Here is an 18,055-nt window from a genome sequence, read left to right as displayed (position 1 = left end):
ACAACGATAACCAACGCCGCAAAGGCCTTGTGGGAGATGTCATGAAGCTATCGATCAAAGCGGTCGGCTGCGCAGCGCTGTTAGTCGCCGCCAACGCCACCTGGGCCGCCGAGCCCGCGCAGTGCCAGAACGTGCGCATGGGTTCGGTGAACTGGACGGATGTGGTGGCCAGCAGCGCCGTCGCCGAAGCGGTGCTCGACGGCCTGGGCTACCAGGTCAAGCAGACCAGCGCCTCGCAACAGATCATCCTGGCCGGCATGGCCGACAAGCAGCTGGACCTCTTCCTCGGCTACTGGCAGCCGACCATGCAACCGGTCGCCAAGCCCTACCTCGACAAGCAGCAGATCGACGTCATCACCCCGCCCACCCTGGCCGATGCGCAGTCCACCTATGCCGTGCCGGCCTACGTCTACGACGGCGGCCTGAAAACCTTCGCCGACATCGCGAAATTCAGGGACCAGTTGGGCAACAAGATCTACCTGATCGAGCCGGGCAGCGGCTCCAATCGCATCACCGCCGCCATGATCGCCAAGGACCAGTTCGGCCTGAAGGGCTTCCAGGTCGTCGAATCCAGCGAGGCCGGCATGCTCACCGCGGTCAAGCGCGCCATCAAGCGCAAGCAGTGGGTGGTGTTCTTCGGTTGGAAACCGCACCCGATGAACCTGCAGATCGACATGAAATACCTCACCGGCAGCGACGATGTGTTCGGCCCCAACGAGGGTGCCGCCACCGTCTCCATCATGACTGCCGGCGGCTACCAGCAGCAGTGCGGCAACGTCGCCAGGCTGCTGCACAACCTGAGCTTCAGCAGCGAGCAGGTCAGCCAGGTGATGGAACCGATCCTGAGTCGCACGCCGCCGGTGGATGCCGCCAGGGCGTGGCTCAAGGCGCATCCCGAGCCCCTGCGGAAGTGGCTCGACGGCGTGACCACCTTCGATGGCAAGGATGGCCTCGCCGCCGTCTGGGCCTCGCTCGAGTAACCCCTCCCCCTACAGGACGCCCTGTGCCCCGCCGCGCAGGGGTTCCGCTCGCCCACACGAAGGAGTACCACCGTGAACTACGAAGTCATCGTCACCTGCGCAGTGACCGGCGCCGGCGACACCGTCGGCAAGCACCCGGCCATTCCCGTCACGCCCAAGGAAATCGCCGCCGCCGCCATCGAGGCTGCCAAAGCCGGCGCCACCGTCGCCCACTGCCACGTGCGCGACCCGCAGACCGGCAAGCCCAGCCGCGACGTGAACCTCTACCGCGAAGTGGTCGAGCGCATCCGCGAGAGCGACACCGACGTCATTATCAACCTCACCGCCGGCATGGGTGGCGACCTGGAGATCGGCAAGGGCGAGCGGCCGTTGGAGTTCGGCGCCGGCACCGACCTGGTCGGTCCGATCGAGCGCCTGGCCCACGTCGAGGCGTTGCTGCCGGAAATCTGCACCCTGGACTGCGGCACCCTGAACTTCGGCGACGGTGACTTCATCTACGTCTCCACCCCGGCCCAACTGCGTGCCGGCGCCAGGCGCATCACCGAGCTGGGGGTGAAGGCCGAGCTGGAAATCTTCGACACCGGACACCTCTGGTTCGCCAAGCAGATGCTCAAGGAGGGCTTGCTGGAGGACCCGTTGATCCAGATCTGCCTGGGGATTCCGTGGGGCGCCCCGGCGGACACCACCACCATGAAGGCGATGGCCGACAACCTGCCGCCAGGCCTCACCTGGGCCGGCTTCGGCATCGGCCGCTCGCAGATGCCGATGGTCGCCCAGGCCATGCTGCTGGGCGGCAACGTGCGGGTCGGCTTGGAGGACAACATCTGGCTCGACCGTGGCGTGCACGCCAGCAACGGCCAACTGGTGGAGCGCGCCATCGAGATCATCGAGCGCCTGGGCGGCCGCGCCCTGAGCCCGGCCGAGGGGCGCAAGAAGATGAACCTCAAGGCCCGTTGATCCTGAACTGTAGGAGCGAGCTTGCTCGCGAACCAGCCCTGCTGCGGACCCTGTTCGCAAGCAAGCCCGCTCCTACGAAAAGCCCATGCCCCTATTCGTTGGAGCGCTTTCCATGTCCTTCATCACCCACATCAAGACCTTCGCCGCCCTCGGCAGCGGCGTCATCGGCAGCGGCTGGGTCGCCCGCGCCCTGGCCCACGGCCTCGACGTCATCGCCTGGGACCCGGCTCCCGGCGCCGAAGCCGCGCTGCGCGCGCGCATCGCCAACGCCTGGCCGGCGCTGGAAAAGGCCGGCCTCGTCCCCGGCGCGTCGCCCGATCGCCTGCGCTTCGTCGCCACCGTCGAGGAGTGCGTGCGCGACGCCGACTTCATCCAGGAAAGCGCCCCCGAACGCCTCGACCTGAAATGCGAGCTGCACGCCAGGATCAGTGCCGCCGCCAAGCCCAACGCCCTGATCGGCTCCAGCACCTCGGGCCTGCTGCCCAGCGAGTTCTACGCCGACGCCACGCACCCCGAGCGCTGCGTGGTCGGCCACCCGTTCAACCCGGTCTACCTGCTGCCGCTGGTGGAAGTGGTGGGCGGCGCGAAGACCGCGCCGGAAGCCATCCAGGCTGCCATCCAGGTCTACGAATCCCTCGGCATGCGCCCGCTGCACGTGCGCAAGGAAGTGCCCGGCTTCATCGCCGACCGCCTGCTCGAAGCCCTCTGGCGCGAAGCCCTGCACCTGGTCAACGACGGCGTCGCCAGCACCGGCGAGATCGACGACGCCATCCGCTTCGGCGCCGGCCTGCGCTGGTCCTTCATGGGCACCTTCCTCACCTACACCCTGGCCGGCGGCAATGCCGGGATGCGCCACTTCATGGCGCAGTTCGGCCCGGCGCTGCAATTGCCCTGGACCTACCTGCCGGCCCCCGAGCTGACCGACACCCTGATCGACCGCGTGGTGGAAGGCACCGCCGAGCAGCAGGGCAGCCGCAGCATCGCCGAGCTGGAACGCTACCGCGACGACTGCCTGCTGGCGGTGCTTGGCGCCATCAGGGACACCAAGTCGGAACACGGCTTCGCCTTCGCCGACTAACCTCACGGTTCATCACCCGCTCCGAACCGCCCCCTCTTCCTCCGGGAGAGGGCTGGGGTGAGGGCCTCACGGAAGCCGCGCCATGCACGCCCTGAAAACCTGGGAAACCCCCATCCTCGCCGAGTGGACCGACTACAACGGCCACCTGCGCGATGCCTTCTACCTGCTGCTGTTCAGCCATGCCACCGACGCGCTGATGGACCACCTCGGCCTCGACGCCGAACACCGCGCGGCGACCAACGACTCGCTGTTCACCCTCGAAGTGCACCTCAACTACCTGCACGAGGTGAAGGAAGGCGAGAAAGTTGAAGTGCGCACCCAGCTGATCGCCCACGACCGCAAGCGCCTGCAGGTTTTCCACAGCCTGCACCGCGCCAACGAAGACCTCGCCCTGGCCGCCAGCGAGCAGATGCTGCTGCACGTGAACCTCGAAGGCGGCGCGCGCTCGGCGCCCTTCGAAGGCCTGGTGCTGGAGCGCGTGCTGGCGCTGGCCGAAGCCCATCGCTCGTTGCCGCGCCCGGACTACGTCGGGCGCACCATCGGCCTGCCGGTCGAACGTCGATGACGCACCACTACCCGCTGTCCGACGCCATGCAGGCCTTCATCGCCCGGACGGAAGCCTTTGCCGTGGCCGACCCTTCCCTCGCCGCCCAGCGTGACGGCTATGAACGCATGGCCGTTGCCTTCGCCCCGCCGCCTCCAGAGGGCGTGCTGATCCGCGATGTGCAACCCGAGGGGCTGGTCGCCCTGCGCCTCTACCGGCCCGACGGATCGCCCCCGGTGGCAGGCTGGCCGGCCCTGCTCTACCTGCACGGCGGCGGCTGGATACTGGGCAATGCGCGCACCCACGACATGATCTGCGCGGAATTGGCTGCCGAGCTGGGCGCCCTGGTGGTCGCCGTCAGCTACCGGCTGGCGCCGGAACATCCGTATCCCGCCGCCCTGCACGACTGCCTGGCGGTGTGGCGGCAACTGCTCGCCGGCGGTTTGGGCGAGCCTGTGGATAACCGCCGCCTGCTGGTGGCTGGCGACAGCGCCGGCGGCAACCTCAGCGCCGCGCTCTGCCTCGCCCTGCGCGATGCGGGCGAGACGCTGCCGCGGGGGCAGGCGCTGATCTATCCCGCCCTGGGCAATGCCGACACACCGTCGCGCACAAGCTGCGTTGACGCGCCGTTGCTGTCCAGCGCCGACGTTGGCCGCTACCTGGCGGCCTACCTTTCCCGCCCCGCCGACTGGCAGGACCCGCTCGCGCTGCCACTGCTGGCGCCGGACCTGCGCGGGCTGCCGCCGGCCTTCATCGCCGTCGCCGAATCCGATCCCCTGCGCGACGACGGCGCGCTGTACCGCGACCGCCTGGGTGAAGCCGGCGTGGCGGTGGATTATTTCGCCGGCGCCGGACTGGTACACGCCTGCCTGCGCGCTCGCGGCGTGGAAGAGGTGGAAGCCCTGTACCGCGCGATTTTCCAGGCGTTGCGGGGCTTTCTCGGGCGCTAGGGCAGCGCTTGACCGAACATAAATCCGGCGAACGCCTCCAACGGCACATCGCCTCAGCGCCGAGCGAAAAAAATCCCCTGGGACGCCCGACGCGTGACAGGGGACAAAGCGAGCCGGTGTCGGGCTCTCGGTGTGCGTGAAGCCTGGGCCGGTGAGGCTTGCAGGTTCCGTATGGATCGCAGTCTGCCTGGCGGATTGCCCGTGCGATTAGCCGAAAACGACCTGTGCGTGCCCGTTGCGGACATTCCGTCGGCCGGGCGCTTGCCGCCCTTCGCCGGGCTTACCAGAATCGATGGAAACCCGAGCCGCTCCCAGGAGAACCGCCATGATGCATGCCGACCTGATCGACCAGGACGATTTCCGCGAACGCCTGCAAGCGCTGGGCTTCGCCGTGCCGCCGGATGTCACTGCGGAGCAGGCCTGCGAATACGCCGTCCGCGCCCTGACCCCGGAGCGCTCAATGGCCCTGCGCCGCCTGGTGGAAGAAATGCTCGCCGGCAACGCCACGCTGCTGCCCGCGGTGCGCGAGGCGATCTCCCGCCAACTGCTGCCGGCGTTGGTGCCCAGGCCGTGACAGATGGGCGGGCAGGAGAAGCCCTCCTGTGCGTCAATTCCCATAAAAATGGGAAAATGCTTACATCCTGAAAAGATGATGGCTTATGGGTATCATGTATCATTTATGATCCTATCGACCTTTTGGGGTGGGCTGTCCGGTTGGGCAGATGATAGGGATCGAAAGGATGCACGTTATCTACCGTGGCTGGATGCCTCTCCTGGCATTCTGCTGTGCCTCGGCAAGCTTTGCCGCGCCACTCCCCTCGCCGGGTGACAACGACCTCCAGCGCCAGCGCCAGGAACAACTGCTGCGCGAACAGCGCCAGCGCCTGGAAGAGCTCCAGCAGCTCCCCGGCAAGGCACCGGCCGAGGCGCCGCCGACCACCGCGCCGGACACCCGTTGCTTCACTATCCGCAGCATCAGCCTCGAAGGTGCCGAGCACCTCGACGCGCGTTCGCGCGAAGCGCTGCTGGCGCCGTACCAGGGTCAATGCCTGGGCGTGAACCAGCTCAACGAGCTGCTCAAGGGCATCACCGACCACTACCTCTCGCGCGGCTTCGTCACTACCCGCGCCTACCTGCCGCAGCAGGACCTCTCCAGCGGCGAGCTGAAGATCATCGTGGTCGAGGGCCGCTTCGAAGGCTTCGACCAATCGGAGCTGGCCAGCGAGCGCGAGCTGGCCATGACCTTTCCCGGCGCCACCGGCGAAATTCTCAACCTGCGCGACCTGGAACAACTGGTCGACCAGATCAACCGCCTGCCCTCGCGCCAGCCGCGACAACAACGGCGACTCGACCTCCGGTGAACAGCAGGCCGGTGTCGGGCTGGACTGGGACAGCCCGCTGGGCCTGGCCGACCAGTTCGGCCTGCGTTACGGCGAGGATGTGGTCAGCGACCACTGGAAGCACTCCGACAACCAGAGCCTGTGGTACAGCGTTCCCTACGGCTGGTGGACCTTCAACTACAGCTACAGCCGCAACTACTACCGCACCCGCAACGAGGACGCCGGCTTCGCCTTCAAGTACGACGGCGACAACGAGACCCATCAACTGGGCGCCGAGCGCGTACTGTTCCGCGACGACGTGAGCAAGACCGGGGTGAATTTCGGCCTCAGCCACCAGCGCACGCGCAACTACATCGACGACACCCTGCTCGACGTTTCCAGCACCCACCTCAGCGAATTCAGCCTGGGCTTCAACCACGGCCGGCGCGTCGGCAGCGCCTTCGTCAACGCCGACATCGGCTGGCAGCGCGGCGTCGGCGCCTTCGGCGCGCAGGACGACGACCACGACGCCCCGCACGGTAGCCCCACTGCCCGCTACAACAAGTACAGCCTGACCCTGAGCTACCTGCAGCCGTTCACGCTGTGGGAGCAAGCCTTCAGCTTCGAAAGCCTCGCCACCGGCCAGCACAGTGAAGACGTGCTCTACAGCCCGCAGCGCATCAGCCTGGGCGGCCTCAGTTCGATCCGCGGCTTCAAGGACCAGACCCTCTCCGGCGACTCCGGTTACTACTGGCGCAATCAGCTGCGCTGGCGCCGCGCCGTGACCTGGGAGCCGCTGCTGCCCTGGGTGCAGGAGTACGGCGTGGCCTATGCCTACGACTTCGGCGTCATCGAGCACGGCCAATACAACCCGGGCCTCTCCGGGCGCATGAGCGGCCATGGCCTGGAGTTCAGCGCACGCGGGCAGTACGCCGCCGCCTCTGTGACCCTGGCGCGCTCCCTGGAGCGCCCCGACATCATCGAGCGACGCGAGCACCCGGTGTATTTCCGCGTCGACCTCTTCTTCTGAACCGATTCGCTCTTTAGCTAGTAGCTGGCATCTGCCGGCACTTGGGAGATTCCCACATGGACGTACGCCACCCGCTGTACCAGGCCATTGCCAGCGTGCTTTCCGGCATCCTGATCCTCAACCCCATCGTTGCGGCAGCGGCCGAGCTGGCGGTGGATGCGGCAGCCGGTGGCAATACGCACCTGGGCGCGGCGGGCAACGGCGTGCCCGTGGTGAACATCGCCACGCCCAACGGCGCGGGCCTCTCCCACAACAGGTTCAGCGACTACAACGTCGGGCAGAACGGCCTGATCCTCAACAACGCCACCGGCAAGACCCAGTCCACCCAACTGGGCGGGATCATCGTCGGCAACCCGAACCTCAAGGGTGGCGCGGCCAACAAGATCCTCAACGAAGTCACCGGGGCCAATCCCTCGCAGCTGCGCGGCTACACCGAAGTGGCCGGGCAGGCAGCCCACGTCATCGTCGCCAACCCCCACGGCATCACCTGCAACGGCTGCGGCTTCATCAATACTCCGCGCGCCACGCTGACCACCGGCAAGCCGCTGATGGATGGCGAGCGCCTGCGTGGCTACGACGTCGACGGCGGCGAGATCAGCGTCGAAGGCGCCGGCCTGAACGCCAGCAACCTCGACCAGTTCGAGCTGATTACCCGCAGTGCCAAGCTCAACGCCGACCTCTACGCACAGCAACTCGCCGTGGTGACCGGCCGCAACCAGGTGGACGCCGAGACCCTCGCCGCCACCGCCAAGGCCGACGACGGCAGCGCCAAGCCGCAACTGGCGATCGACAGCTCCGCGCTGGGCGGCATGTACGCCGGCGCCATCCGCCTGGTGGGCACCGAGCAGGGCGTCGGGGTAAAACTCGCCGGCAACATGGCCGCCAGCGGCGGTGACATCCAGATCGACGCCAACGGCCAGTTGACCCTGGCCCGCACCAGCGCCGCCGGCAACCTGCGCGCCAGGGCCCAGGACATCGCCCTCACCGGCCCGGCCTATGCGGCCGGTGCTGCCGAACTGAATGCCAATGGAACGCTGACCAATCAGGGGCAACTGGCTGCCGGCTCGCGCATTCAGCTTTCCGCTGCGCAGTTGGCCAATACCAGCATCCTCGAAGCTGGCGTGAATCCGGACAACAGCCGCAACGCCCAGGGCGATGTGGCGATCAGCGCGCAAAACCTGCGCAACAGCGGCAGCGTGGTCGCCAGTCGCAACCTCGATATCAACGCCAGCGGCACCCTGGACAACCAGGGCGGCGCGCTCAAGGGCGCCACCACCCGCATCAGCTCCGCCAGCCTGGACAACCGCCAGGGCCGATTGCTCGCCAGCGACCAGCTGAATCTCAGCGCCGCGCGTCTGGACAACCGCAACGGCCAGGCCGTCGCTAACCGCGTGCAAGTCAGCGGCGGCGCGCTGGACAACCGCCTGGGCCTGTTCTCCGCCGAGCAGTCGCTGGACTTCACCCTCGACAGCCTCGACAACAGTGGCAAGGGCACCCTGGTCAGCAACGGCACCCTGCAGGCCCGCGTCCAGCAGAAGCTCGACAACCAGGCCGATGGCCTGCTCTCGGCCAAGGGCGCGCTCGGCGTGCAGGCCGGCACCCTCGACAACCGGGGCGGGCTGGTGGTCGGCGACGCCGGCGTGACCCTGTCCGGGGCCAGCCTGAACAACAGCGCGCTGGGCGTGATCAGCAGCCTGGGCGAGTTGAAGATCGACGTCGGGCAGCTGGACAACAGCCAGGGCGGCGCCCTCGACAGCGGCGCGGCACTGCGCCTGACGGCCAGCCAGGTGAACAACGCCCAGGGCAGCGTGAATGCCAAGGGTGACCTGCAGGCCAAGGCCGACAGCTTCAGCCAGCAGGGCGGCGAACTGCTCGCCCAGGGCGCGCTGAACCTCGAAGCCGGGCAGCTCGACAACCGTAACGGCGGCCTCATCGCCGCCAACAATGGCGTCAGCGTCAAAGGCACCGACCTGCTCAACCAGGGCGGCGAAATCTCCAGCCGCGCCAAGGTCGCTGTGCAGGCTGCCAGCCTGGACAACGGCGCCGGCAAGGTCATCGGCGACGCCGGCCTCGACCTGCAGGTGCAGCGCATCGCCAACCGCGCCGGCACCCTGGCCGGCCGCGACGGCCTGAGCATCACCGGGCAGAGCCTGGACAACAGCCAGGGCGGCCGGGTGAACAGCCAGAACAGCCTCTGGCTGCAACTGGCCGGCGCGCTCGACAACAGCGGTAACGGCGCCTTGCTCAGCCAGGGCAGCCTGACCCTCAACGCCGGCAGCCTCGACAACCGTGGGGGCGCGGTCTCCAGTGCCGGCCTGCTGTTCTCCCGTCTCGCCGGTGCGCTCGACAACCGCGGCGGCAAGCTGCTCAGCGACGGCAGCATCGACCTTGCCGGCGCCGACCTGAACAACGCCGGCGGCCTCCTCAGCGCCGCCGGCGACATTCGCCTGCAAGGCGCGAAGCTCGACAACAGCCAGCAGGGTCGCATCGTCACCGACGCCGCCATCCACCTCGCCACCGTCCAGCTGGACAACAGCCAGGGCGGCAGCCTCTCCGCGCGCGGCGTCATCGACGGCCGCATCGCTGGCCTCGACCAGCATGGCGGCGGCCAGCTGATCGGCCAGGGCGGCGTCGACCTCGACCTCCAGGGCGGCGCCCTGAACAACGCCGGCGGCCTGCTCGGCAGCCCCGGCCAACTGGTGTTGCGCAACGTCGTCAGTCTCGACAACCGGGGCGGTGAAATCTCCAGTGACCGCGCCTTCGCCCTCACTACCGGGACATTGCTCAACCAGGACGGAAAGATCCTCTCCGGCGACCGTCTGACCCTCACCAGCGGCGCGCTGAACAACAGCAACGCCGGGGTGCTTTCCGGAACTAACGGCCTCAGCGTCAGCGCCGCCAGCCTGGACAACAGCCAGGGCGGCACCCTCGCCAGCCGGGGCGACCTGCTCGTGCGCAGCCAGGGCGCGCTGGACAACCACGGCGACGGCGCACTGGTCGCCAGCGGCAAGCTCAATGTCGGCAGCGCCAGCCTGAACAACCAGGGTGGCCTGCTGTCCGCCACCGGCGACCTGCTGCTGGCCACCGGCAGCACCGACAACCGCGACGGCCGCCTGCTCGCCCAGGGCCGCCTCGACGCCAGCACCGCCGACCTCGACAACCGCGACGGTGTGATCAGCGGTGCCCTGGGCCTCGACCTCGGCGCCGGCAACGTCCTCAACGGCGCCAGCGCCACCGGCAAGCCCGGTGGCCTGATCACCAGCCAGGGCGCGCTGACCCTGCGCGGCGGCAAGCTCGAATCCACAGACGGCGGGGAAATCTCCGCCAAGGGCGACCTGCACCTGATCGTCGCCCAACTGATCCAGCGCCAGGCCGCACTGATCGGCGAAGGCAAGGTCACCCTCGACCTGGGCAACGGCGCCCAGCGCGGCGACTTCGACAACCGTGGCGGCCTGCTCAGCGCCACCGGCGCCCTGCAGATCAACGGCCTGGGCAACCTCGACAACCGGGGCGGGGAAATTTCCGCCAGCCAGGGCTTTGCGCTCACGGCCAGCGGCCAGCTCGACAACGGCGACAGCGGCCGGATCATCAGCGCCGGCCAGCTCGAACTGAACGCCGGCGCCCTGCGCAACGTAAGCCAAGGCCTGCTCTCCGGCTGGCAAGGCCTGCTGGTCAACGCCGCCAGCCTGGACAACAGCAGCAGCGGCACGCTCTCCAGCCGCGATGGCGCGCTGACCCTGACGGTCAGCGGTGCGCTGGACAACCACGACGCCGGCGCGCTGGTCAGCAAGGGCAACCTCGGCCTTGGCGCCGGCAGCCTGAACAACGCCGGCGGCATCGTTTCCACCCAGGGCGGGCTCGGCCTGACCGTGGGCGGCGACGTGGACAATAGCAACGGCGGCCTGCTCAGTGCCCAGGGCGGCCTGACTGGCAGCGCCAAGGCTGTGGATAACCGCACCGGGCAGATCAGCGCGGCCAGCGTCGACTACGACGCCGCCAGCCTGAACAACAGCGGCGGCAGCCTGGTCAGCCAGGGCGCGCTGCGCCTGGGCTTGCTCGGCGCGCTGCTGAACAACGGCGCCGGCTCGAAGATCGCCAGCGGCGGCCCGCTCAACCTGAGCGTCGGCAGCCTGGAAAACCGTGGCGGCCAGCTCGCCAGCCAGGGTTTGCTCAAGGTCCTCGCCGGGCGCTTCGACAACAGCGTCGGCGGCACCGTGGCCGCGCAGGACGACCTGACCCTGCAACTCACCGCCGAACTGCTCAACGGCCAGGACGGCCTGGTCTTCAGCAAGGCCGGCCAGCTCAACCTCAGCGCCGCCAGCATCGCCAACGGCGGCGGCACCCTGCAGGGCCAGGGCGACACCACCCTCAAGACAACCGGCGCCCTCGGCAACCAGAACGGCCGCATCATCAGCCAGACCGGCCAGCTCGACCTGGGCAGCGCCAGCCTCGACAACAGCAACGGCGGTGTCATCAATGCCGCCAACGGCAACCTCAAGCTGGTCACCGGCACCTTCAGCAACAACGCCGGCACCACCCAGGCCAAGGGCCTCGATATCACCGCCACGGGCGGCATCGACAACCGCGCCGGCCACCTCTCGGCGGTCAGCGGCGACAACCGCATCAGCACCACCGACCTGAACAACCAGGGCGGCGGCCTCTACGCCGGCAACCTGCTCTACCTGCACGGCAACCAGCTGCTCAACGACGGCACAGCACTTGGCCAAGGCGGCAAGATCGGCGCCGGTAGTATCGACGCCAGCCTGAACGGCGCGCTGAACAACCAGTTCGGACTGATCGAAAGCAGCGGCAACCTGACCCTCGGCGCAGCCAGCATCAACAACGTGGTCGGCGCCATTCGCGCGCTGGGCCAGACGCCCGCCAGCCTGATGCGCGCAGCCAGCCCCAGCCAGATGAAGATCGTCAGCGGCGGCCTGCTCAACAACAACCTCGGCCGCATCGAAGGCGCCACCCAGGACCTGATCCTGCAGACCGGCGCCCTGCAGAACGGCGGCGGCAACGTGCTGCACGTCGGCACCGGCACCTTCGGCGTCGACCTCGGCCAGGCCGGCCTTGCCGGCGGCAACTTCACCTCCAACGGCAGCCTCACCTACCAGGCCGCCAGCTGGACCAACAACGCCATCATCCAGGCACGCAACCTGAACCTGGATATCGGCCAGCTCAACCAGGGCGCCAACGGCCAGCTGCTGGCCGCGCAGAGCCTCATCGGCCGCGGCGGCAACTGGGCCAACGCCGGCCTGATCGCCAGCGATGGCACGCTCGATCTCGATCTGAGCGGCAACTACACCGCCGATGGCCGCCTGAGCAGCCTGGGCAGCCTGTCCCTCGGCGCTGGCTACATCGGTATCGGCCAGAGTGGCAGCATTGGAGGCGGTGGCGCGACGACAGTCATCAACAGCAGCGGCACCCTCGACAACGGCGGTCGCCTGACCGCCACCCAGGACCTGCGCGTCAGCGCCGCCAGCCTCAACAACCGCGGTACCCTCGGCAGCGCCGGCAATCTGTATCTGGGCGCCGGTAACCTGCTCAACGAGAACGGCCTGATCTTCAGTGGCGGCAACATGCAGTTGCGCATGCAGAATTTCACCAACCGCAACGCCGACCTCTACAGCCTGGGCATATTGCACATCGCCGCCAACGACCAGGAAGGCTGGGCGAGCAGCGTGCAGAACATCTCCGGCAGCTTCGAAAGCGCCGGCGCCATGACCCTGCTGGTGCAGGATTTCGACAACCGCCGTGCCGACGACTTCCAGATCGGCGAGCGCATTGTTTCCGGCAGCATCCAGTTCAAGTACGACGACGTCTGCGATGGCAAGGGCTGCGAAGTCCACTTCCTATCCCAGGAGCGCTCCGAGGACGTCATTCTCAAGGACGCGCCGCAGGCGTCGATCACCGCCGGCGGCGACTTCCGCTTCCGTGGCGGCTCCTTCGACAACCTCTACAGCAGTATTGGCTCGGGCGGAAACATCGACATCCAGACGGCCACCTTCCGCAACCAGGGCGCCGCTGGCGGCGTCGAGCGCCACTACAACGCCGAGTTCTACACCCGCAACGACAATGAGTACTGGGTCTTCCGTACCAACAAGGACCTCTACAACAGCTACAACGACCCGAACTCTCCGGACTACGATCCCGGCCGCCTGACCCGCCAGCAAGTCTTCGATTCCGGTGGCTTCCCGGATGGCTTCTACAACATCACTACTTCCGACGTAGCGGTCTCCGGCTCTCCCGCCGCCTCCGCGGTGATCCAGGCCGCCGGCGATGTGGTGATCAACGCCAGCGAACGCTTCGACAACAGCGTGGTGAAGCGCGACGCCGGTGCGCAGACCATCAGCCCGCGCGACGTCGGTGTTGCCAACGGCGCCACCACCGTCCAACTGGCGATCACCTCGCAACTGCCGCCGGACCTCGCGCAGAAGCAGGTCAACCCCGTCACCCTGCCGGGCTTCAGCCTGCCGCAGGGCGAAAACGGCCTCTTCCGCCTCAGCGGCCAGGGCGGCACCGGCGGCAGCACCGGCACAGTGCAGGGTGCGGGCGATCTCAGTTTCAGCGGCCAGAGCATCAGCGCCGCGCAGCGCGAACGGAGCCTCGACGGCGCTGCGCCTGGCGCGGGCAGTGTCGTCCCGGCTGGCAACGTCGCCAGCGCCGATGCCCAGTCAGGCGCGGCCCTCAACGTCCCGCGCGTACAGGGCCTGCCCAGCAGCGCCACACCGGACAACAGCCACAAATACCTGGTCGAGACCAACCCTGAGCTGACCAACCTGAAGAGCTTCCTCGGCTCCGACTACCTGCTCGGCCAGCTCGGCTACGACCCGGACAAGGCACAGAAGCGCCTCGGCGACGGCCTCTACGAACAGCGCCTGATCCAGCAGGCGGTGATCGCCCGCACCGGCCAGCGCTACATCGACGGCATGGCCAGCGACGAAGCCCTGTTCAAGTACCTGATGGACAACGCCATCGCCTACAAGGACAGCCTCCAGCTGCAATTGGGCGTCGGCCTTTCCGCCGAGCAGGTCGCCGCGCTGACCCACGATATCGTCTGGCTCGAAGAAGCCACCATCAATGGTGAAAAGGTCCTGGTGCCGGTGCTCTACCTCGCCCAGGCCGAAGGCCGCCTGGCCGCCAACGGTGCCCTGATCATGGGCAACGACCTGTCGCTGATCAGCGGCGGCAACCTGACCAACCAGGGCACCCTGCGCGCCAGCGGCGACCTCGCCGCCAGCGCCACCAACATCAACAACAGCGGCCTGATCGAAGCCGGCAACCGCCTCGACCTGCTGGCCGTCGACAGCATCCGCAACGCGGCTGGCGGCATCATCAGCGGCCGCGACGTCAGCCTCACCGCGCTGACCGGCGACGTCATCAACGAGCGCAGCATCACCTCGGTCGACGCCAGCAACGAGGCCCACCGCATCCACAAGGAAATCGCCAACAACGCCGCCCGCATCGAAGCCCGCGGCGACCTGGAGATCACCGCCGGCCGCGACCTGATCAGCGCCGGCAGTGTCATCCAGGCCGGCGGCAATGCCGACCTTACCGCCGGACGCGACCTGCGCCTGGAGGCCGCGCAGGAGGTCGACAGCTTCGACTTCCAGAGCCGCCGCGTCACCGGCAACGTCACCAGCGTCACCCAGCACGGCAGCGAGGTGCAGGTTGGCGGCAACCTCGAACTCAACGCCGGCCGCGACCTCAGCGCCGTCGCCAGCCGCATCGACGCCGCCCGCGACATCGCCATGAGCGCCGGGCGCGACGTAGTCCTCGCCTCCGCCGCCAACGAAGAACACAGCGACGCCAAGTACAAGGGCGGCGGCAAGAAGATCACCACCCAGGAAGACCACGTCGGCCAGCAGGCCTCCGAGGTCAACGCCGGTGGCGACGTCCTGATCAGCGCGGGCGAAAACCTCACCCTCGTCAGCAGCAAGATCGGCGCCGGCAATGAAGCCTACCTGGTGGCCGGCGACAAGATCGAACTGCTCGCCGCCAACGACAGCGACTACAGCCTTTACGACAAGAAAGAAAAGGGCAGTTGGGGCAAGAAGAAGACCCAGCGTGACGAAGTCACCGACGTCAAAGCCGTGGGCAGCGAAATCAGCGCCGGCGCCGACATCACCCTGCTCAGCGGTGGCGACCAGAAGTACCAGGGCGCCAAACTGGAGGCGGGCAATGACATCGCCATTCTCAGCGGCGGCGAAGTCACCTTCGAAGCGGTGAAGGACCTGCACCAGGAGAGCCACGAGAAGAGCAACAGCGACCTTGCCTGGAGCAGCGCCAAGGGCAAGGGCAAGACCGACGAAACCGTGCGGCAGAGCGAGTTGATCGCTCAGGGCAACCTGACGATCAAGGCCGTGGACGGGCTGAAGATCGACTACAAGCACCTCGACCAGCAGTCCGTGAGCCAGGCCATCGATGCGATGGTGCAGGCCGATCCGAACCTGGCGTGGCTGAAAGATGCCGAGGCGCGCGGGGATATTGATTGGCGCGCGGTGCAGGAATTCCACGATTCCTACAGCTACAGCAGCTCCGGCATGGGCCCGGCCACGCAATTGGCTGTTGCTATCGCGGCGGCGGCTATTGGCGGTATGGCAGCGGCGGGGGCTCTCAGCAGTGCCGGCGTTGCCGGAGGCAGCTTTGCCATGGGCGCTGGTGTGGGGGCGGCAGGCAGTCTCGCAGGAACGGCTGGCGTCAGCCTGATCAACAACAAGGGAGACCTGGGCAAAGTCCTCAGCGACAGCTTCAGTAGCGACAACCTTAAGCAGATGGCGATTGCCAGCCTCGTTGGCGGCCTGACCTCCGCCTACTTCGATGACATGCTGAACACCAAGACTGACCCGATTACCAAAAAGGTCACGGTGGACCTGAGCGACGTCAGTGGTGTCAGTCGTTTCGCCGCCAACCAGGCTGCGCAAAACATCACCAGCACTGCCCTGAGCAAGACCATGGGGCAGGGTGGCAGTTTTGGTGATGCACTCAAGGACAGCGTCTACAACACCTTCGCGGCGGCGGGCTTCAACGCCATCGGCGACTTCGGCAGCACGCACGGCCTACAGGCTGGTGATGCGCAAATGGTGGTGATGCACGCCTTGATGGGTGGCCTCGCCGCACAAGCGCGTGGTGATAGCTTCGCTGCAGGTGCGGCAGGTGCCGGCCTCAACGAAGCCTTGGTAGCAGACCTGGACAAGTTGGTCAGCGGCTATTCACCGGAAAACCGTGAAGCGCTGCTGACCATGAGTTCGCAACTGGTGGGCCTGATCGGCGCCGTGGCGCAGGACAGCAATGCCAGTTCCAGTCAGCTCGAAACAGGGGCTTGGGCGGCGAAGAACTCTGTTCAGTACAACTACCTCAACCACGAAGAAAACCAGGAGCGCTTCGAGGCCAAGAAGGCATGCAACGGCGGGGACTCAACCGCTTGTGGCCGCGTTGATGAGCTAAATCAGCTCGACCGCAATCGTGACTTGGCGCTACTCGCAGCGTGCTCACCAGGGGGCAACGGTGCGACTTGCACGGCGCTACGCAAGGAAGCGCTTGAAGCAGCGAGAAGTCTGCAGAAGGCCAGTTGGAGTGCCGAAGGTTGGGAGCAGGCCGAACAGGCTAGGCAGAATCCCCAGTTGATGGCGTACACCATCACTGCGGAGCTGCAGAGCAACCTGGCGGTTAATAACCCGATAACGGCAGCTGACTCCAAGCGTCTGGCCGAAGCGATGGTCAGTTTTGGCTCGGATTTCATTCCGGGTTATGGCGATGCCAAAAGCTTTGTTGAGGCACAGGACCCCTTCGATTACACGATGGCCGGCATAGGCTTGGTCCCGGGCATTGGGGATGCCGCCGGGAAGATCCTGGGCAAGGCGAAGGCTCTTTACAAGGAAGGTAAAGTATCTGAGGCTGCTGATCTGGTCGAGGGATTGGGTAAGCTGCCGGCTCCGCAAGTCCCAAAAGGGGGAGGTCAATCTGTTGGGCGCGGTCTTGCCTATGAGAAACCTTCTGATCTTGTCCAAAATCGTGTGAGTGAATTACAAGCCCAGATACCCGCTAACTCCAAAGGGCGAATAACTATGGGAGTGGCGGTAGTAGAAGATGCAAACGGTGCTCGCTCTGTCTTGGTCAGTACAAGTGAGCCACGTGGTTATCTTCGTCCAGGTGTGACGTTGCAGTCTGGGGAAAAGGTAATCGCAGGCACGGGGCATGCAGAGGCTGATATTGTTAAATATGCAAATGCAAATGGTTTAAAGGTGATTGATATCGGTGCGACCAGGCCTGTCTGCGCTTCGTGTCAAAATATTCTTGAGCCGACTGGTGCCAATGTCTCTACACCTTTAAAGCCACTTCCTAGGAACAAACAGTGACAATGCGATTAGAAACAATTTCAGAGTATCTGGTCGAGAAATTGGCAGCAGCCACTTCCGAACAAAGGAAGCGAGCGGTTCTTGCTGCTTGCGATCATGCGTTAAAGGCTGTTTCGCTATCGAACTCTGTCGTGGACTTATCTATGGAAAAGTTACGTCGAGGAGAGATGTTTTCACCTCGACTTGTGTTGGAGTTGAAAGATTTTTCTGAAAAGCTAGATAGTGAGTACTTTGACTTTCAAGAGAGCTCTGAGGAAGAGTCTGGGTTTGATGCGAATGCTTTGAACTTGTTTAGTCAAGCTCGTGCTGTATCGGCCTTAGCTTTTGGTGGAGGTGAAGAGTCTCTGCTCTCTTCGGCTGAATCAATATATGAAGCGTCAGCAGCAGTGGATGATAGCGATACCTTGCTTAACGCTGTACTTGCAGCCTTGTCAGAGCAATAGGAATCGTAGTTTGTACAGGTGCAGTAGTCACCTGACAGCGGCCTCGCGCCGGTGTTGTTTTATTCGCGGTCAGTGGCGGGGGTAGCCGCCCATCCATGATCCTGCCCCCGAACTCCTCCGCGAAAAGGGGACAGATTTATTTTTCTACTCTAGAACTTGCTGGTTAGAGTACAGAAAATAAAGCTGTCTCCTTCTTCTTAGTGCACCAGTTGGGGACGTACTGTCATTTCGATTCCGAGAGCATTCATCACGGCCAACTGACCCAACAACTACACTCCTGGACCCGATTTGCCGGGGCGCAACTGACTCAGGGCGCACTGACCGGCGTGGCCAACGAAGCCTTGGGGCAAGGCTCCTTCAACGACGCGCTGCAAGGCACCCTGTACAACATCC

The 18,055-nt window shown here is 65.9% G+C and carries 8 protein-coding genes and 1 pseudogene; all 9 read left to right on the top strand.

Features of this window, described 5'->3' with window-relative positions; genetic code table 11:
- Window positions 1-41 precede the first annotated feature (41 nt).
- The 9 genes and pseudogenes from choX to H681_RS26540 all read left to right on the top strand — a co-directional run bounded on the left by choX (window position 42) and on the right by H681_RS26540 (window position 17,662).
- Window positions 42-980: a choline ABC transporter substrate-binding protein gene (gene choX, locus H681_RS25215; protein WP_015479736.1), complete on the top strand. Its 939-nt coding sequence runs from the start codon at window positions 42-44 to the stop codon at window positions 978-980.
- A 72-nt stretch (window positions 981-1,052) separates the two neighbouring features.
- Window positions 1,053-1,937, top strand: coding sequence for a 3-keto-5-aminohexanoate cleavage protein (locus H681_RS25210; RefSeq protein ID WP_015479735.1), 885 nt, complete (start codon window positions 1,053-1,055; stop codon window positions 1,935-1,937).
- 112 nt (window positions 1,938-2,049) lie between these two features.
- Entirely contained in the window at window positions 2,050-3,015 is a 966-nt protein-coding gene (locus H681_RS25205; protein WP_015479734.1) for an L-carnitine dehydrogenase, read from the top strand.
- Window positions 3,016-3,097: 82 nt separating this feature from the next.
- A complete protein-coding gene (locus H681_RS25200; protein ID WP_015479733.1) occupies window positions 3,098-3,580 on the top strand; it encodes a thioesterase family protein in 483 nt (160 codons plus the stop codon).
- Window positions 3,577-4,509 (top strand): alpha/beta hydrolase, encoded by a 933-nt coding sequence (locus H681_RS25195; RefSeq protein ID WP_015479732.1) that lies wholly within the window; start codon window positions 3,577-3,579, stop codon window positions 4,507-4,509. The genes H681_RS25200 and H681_RS25195 overlap by 4 nt, the downstream gene beginning before the upstream one ends.
- Before the next feature lie 325 nt (window positions 4,510-4,834).
- Window positions 4,835-5,083 carry a hypothetical protein gene (locus tag H681_RS25190; protein ID WP_015479731.1) on the top strand — a complete coding sequence of 83 codons (249 nt, stop codon included), beginning with the start codon at window positions 4,835-4,837 and terminating at the stop codon, window positions 5,081-5,083.
- A 166-nt stretch (window positions 5,084-5,249) separates the two neighbouring features.
- Window positions 5,250-6,858: pseudogene (locus H681_RS25185) on the top strand (ShlB/FhaC/HecB family hemolysin secretion/activation protein).
- A 56-nt stretch (window positions 6,859-6,914) separates the two neighbouring features.
- Window positions 6,915-17,219 carry a two-partner secretion domain-containing protein gene (locus H681_RS25180; RefSeq protein ID WP_015479728.1) on the top strand — a complete coding sequence of 3,435 codons (10,305 nt, stop codon included), beginning with the start codon at window positions 6,915-6,917 and terminating at the stop codon, window positions 17,217-17,219.
- Window positions 17,216-17,662 (top strand): hypothetical protein, encoded by a 447-nt coding sequence (locus tag H681_RS26540; protein WP_157883361.1) that lies wholly within the window; start codon window positions 17,216-17,218, stop codon window positions 17,660-17,662. The genes H681_RS25180 and H681_RS26540 overlap by 4 nt, the downstream gene beginning before the upstream one ends.
- Window positions 17,663-18,055: the final 393 nt, after the last annotated feature.

Source organism: Pseudomonas sp. ATCC 13867 (genome assembly GCF_000349845.1).
Taxonomy (GTDB): Bacteria; Pseudomonadota; Gammaproteobacteria; order Pseudomonadales; family Pseudomonadaceae; genus Pseudomonas.
This window is presented reverse-complemented; position numbering and strand designations above follow the sequence as displayed.

Coding starts and splice junctions, on each gene's coding strand:
- choX (WP_015479736.1), top strand. CDS start 42: ATGAAGCTATCGATCAAAGCGGTCGGCTGCGCAGCGCTGTTAGTCGCC.
- H681_RS25205 (WP_015479734.1), top strand. CDS start 2,050: ATGTCCTTCATCACCCACATCAAGACCTTCGCCGCCCTCGGCAGCGGC.
- H681_RS25200 (WP_015479733.1), top strand. CDS start 3,098: ATGCACGCCCTGAAAACCTGGGAAACCCCCATCCTCGCCGAGTGGACC.
- H681_RS25195 (WP_015479732.1), top strand. CDS start 3,577: ATGACGCACCACTACCCGCTGTCCGACGCCATGCAGGCCTTCATCGCC.
- H681_RS25190 (WP_015479731.1), top strand. CDS start 4,835: ATGATGCATGCCGACCTGATCGACCAGGACGATTTCCGCGAACGCCTG.
- H681_RS25180 (WP_015479728.1), top strand. CDS start 6,915: ATGGACGTACGCCACCCGCTGTACCAGGCCATTGCCAGCGTGCTTTCC.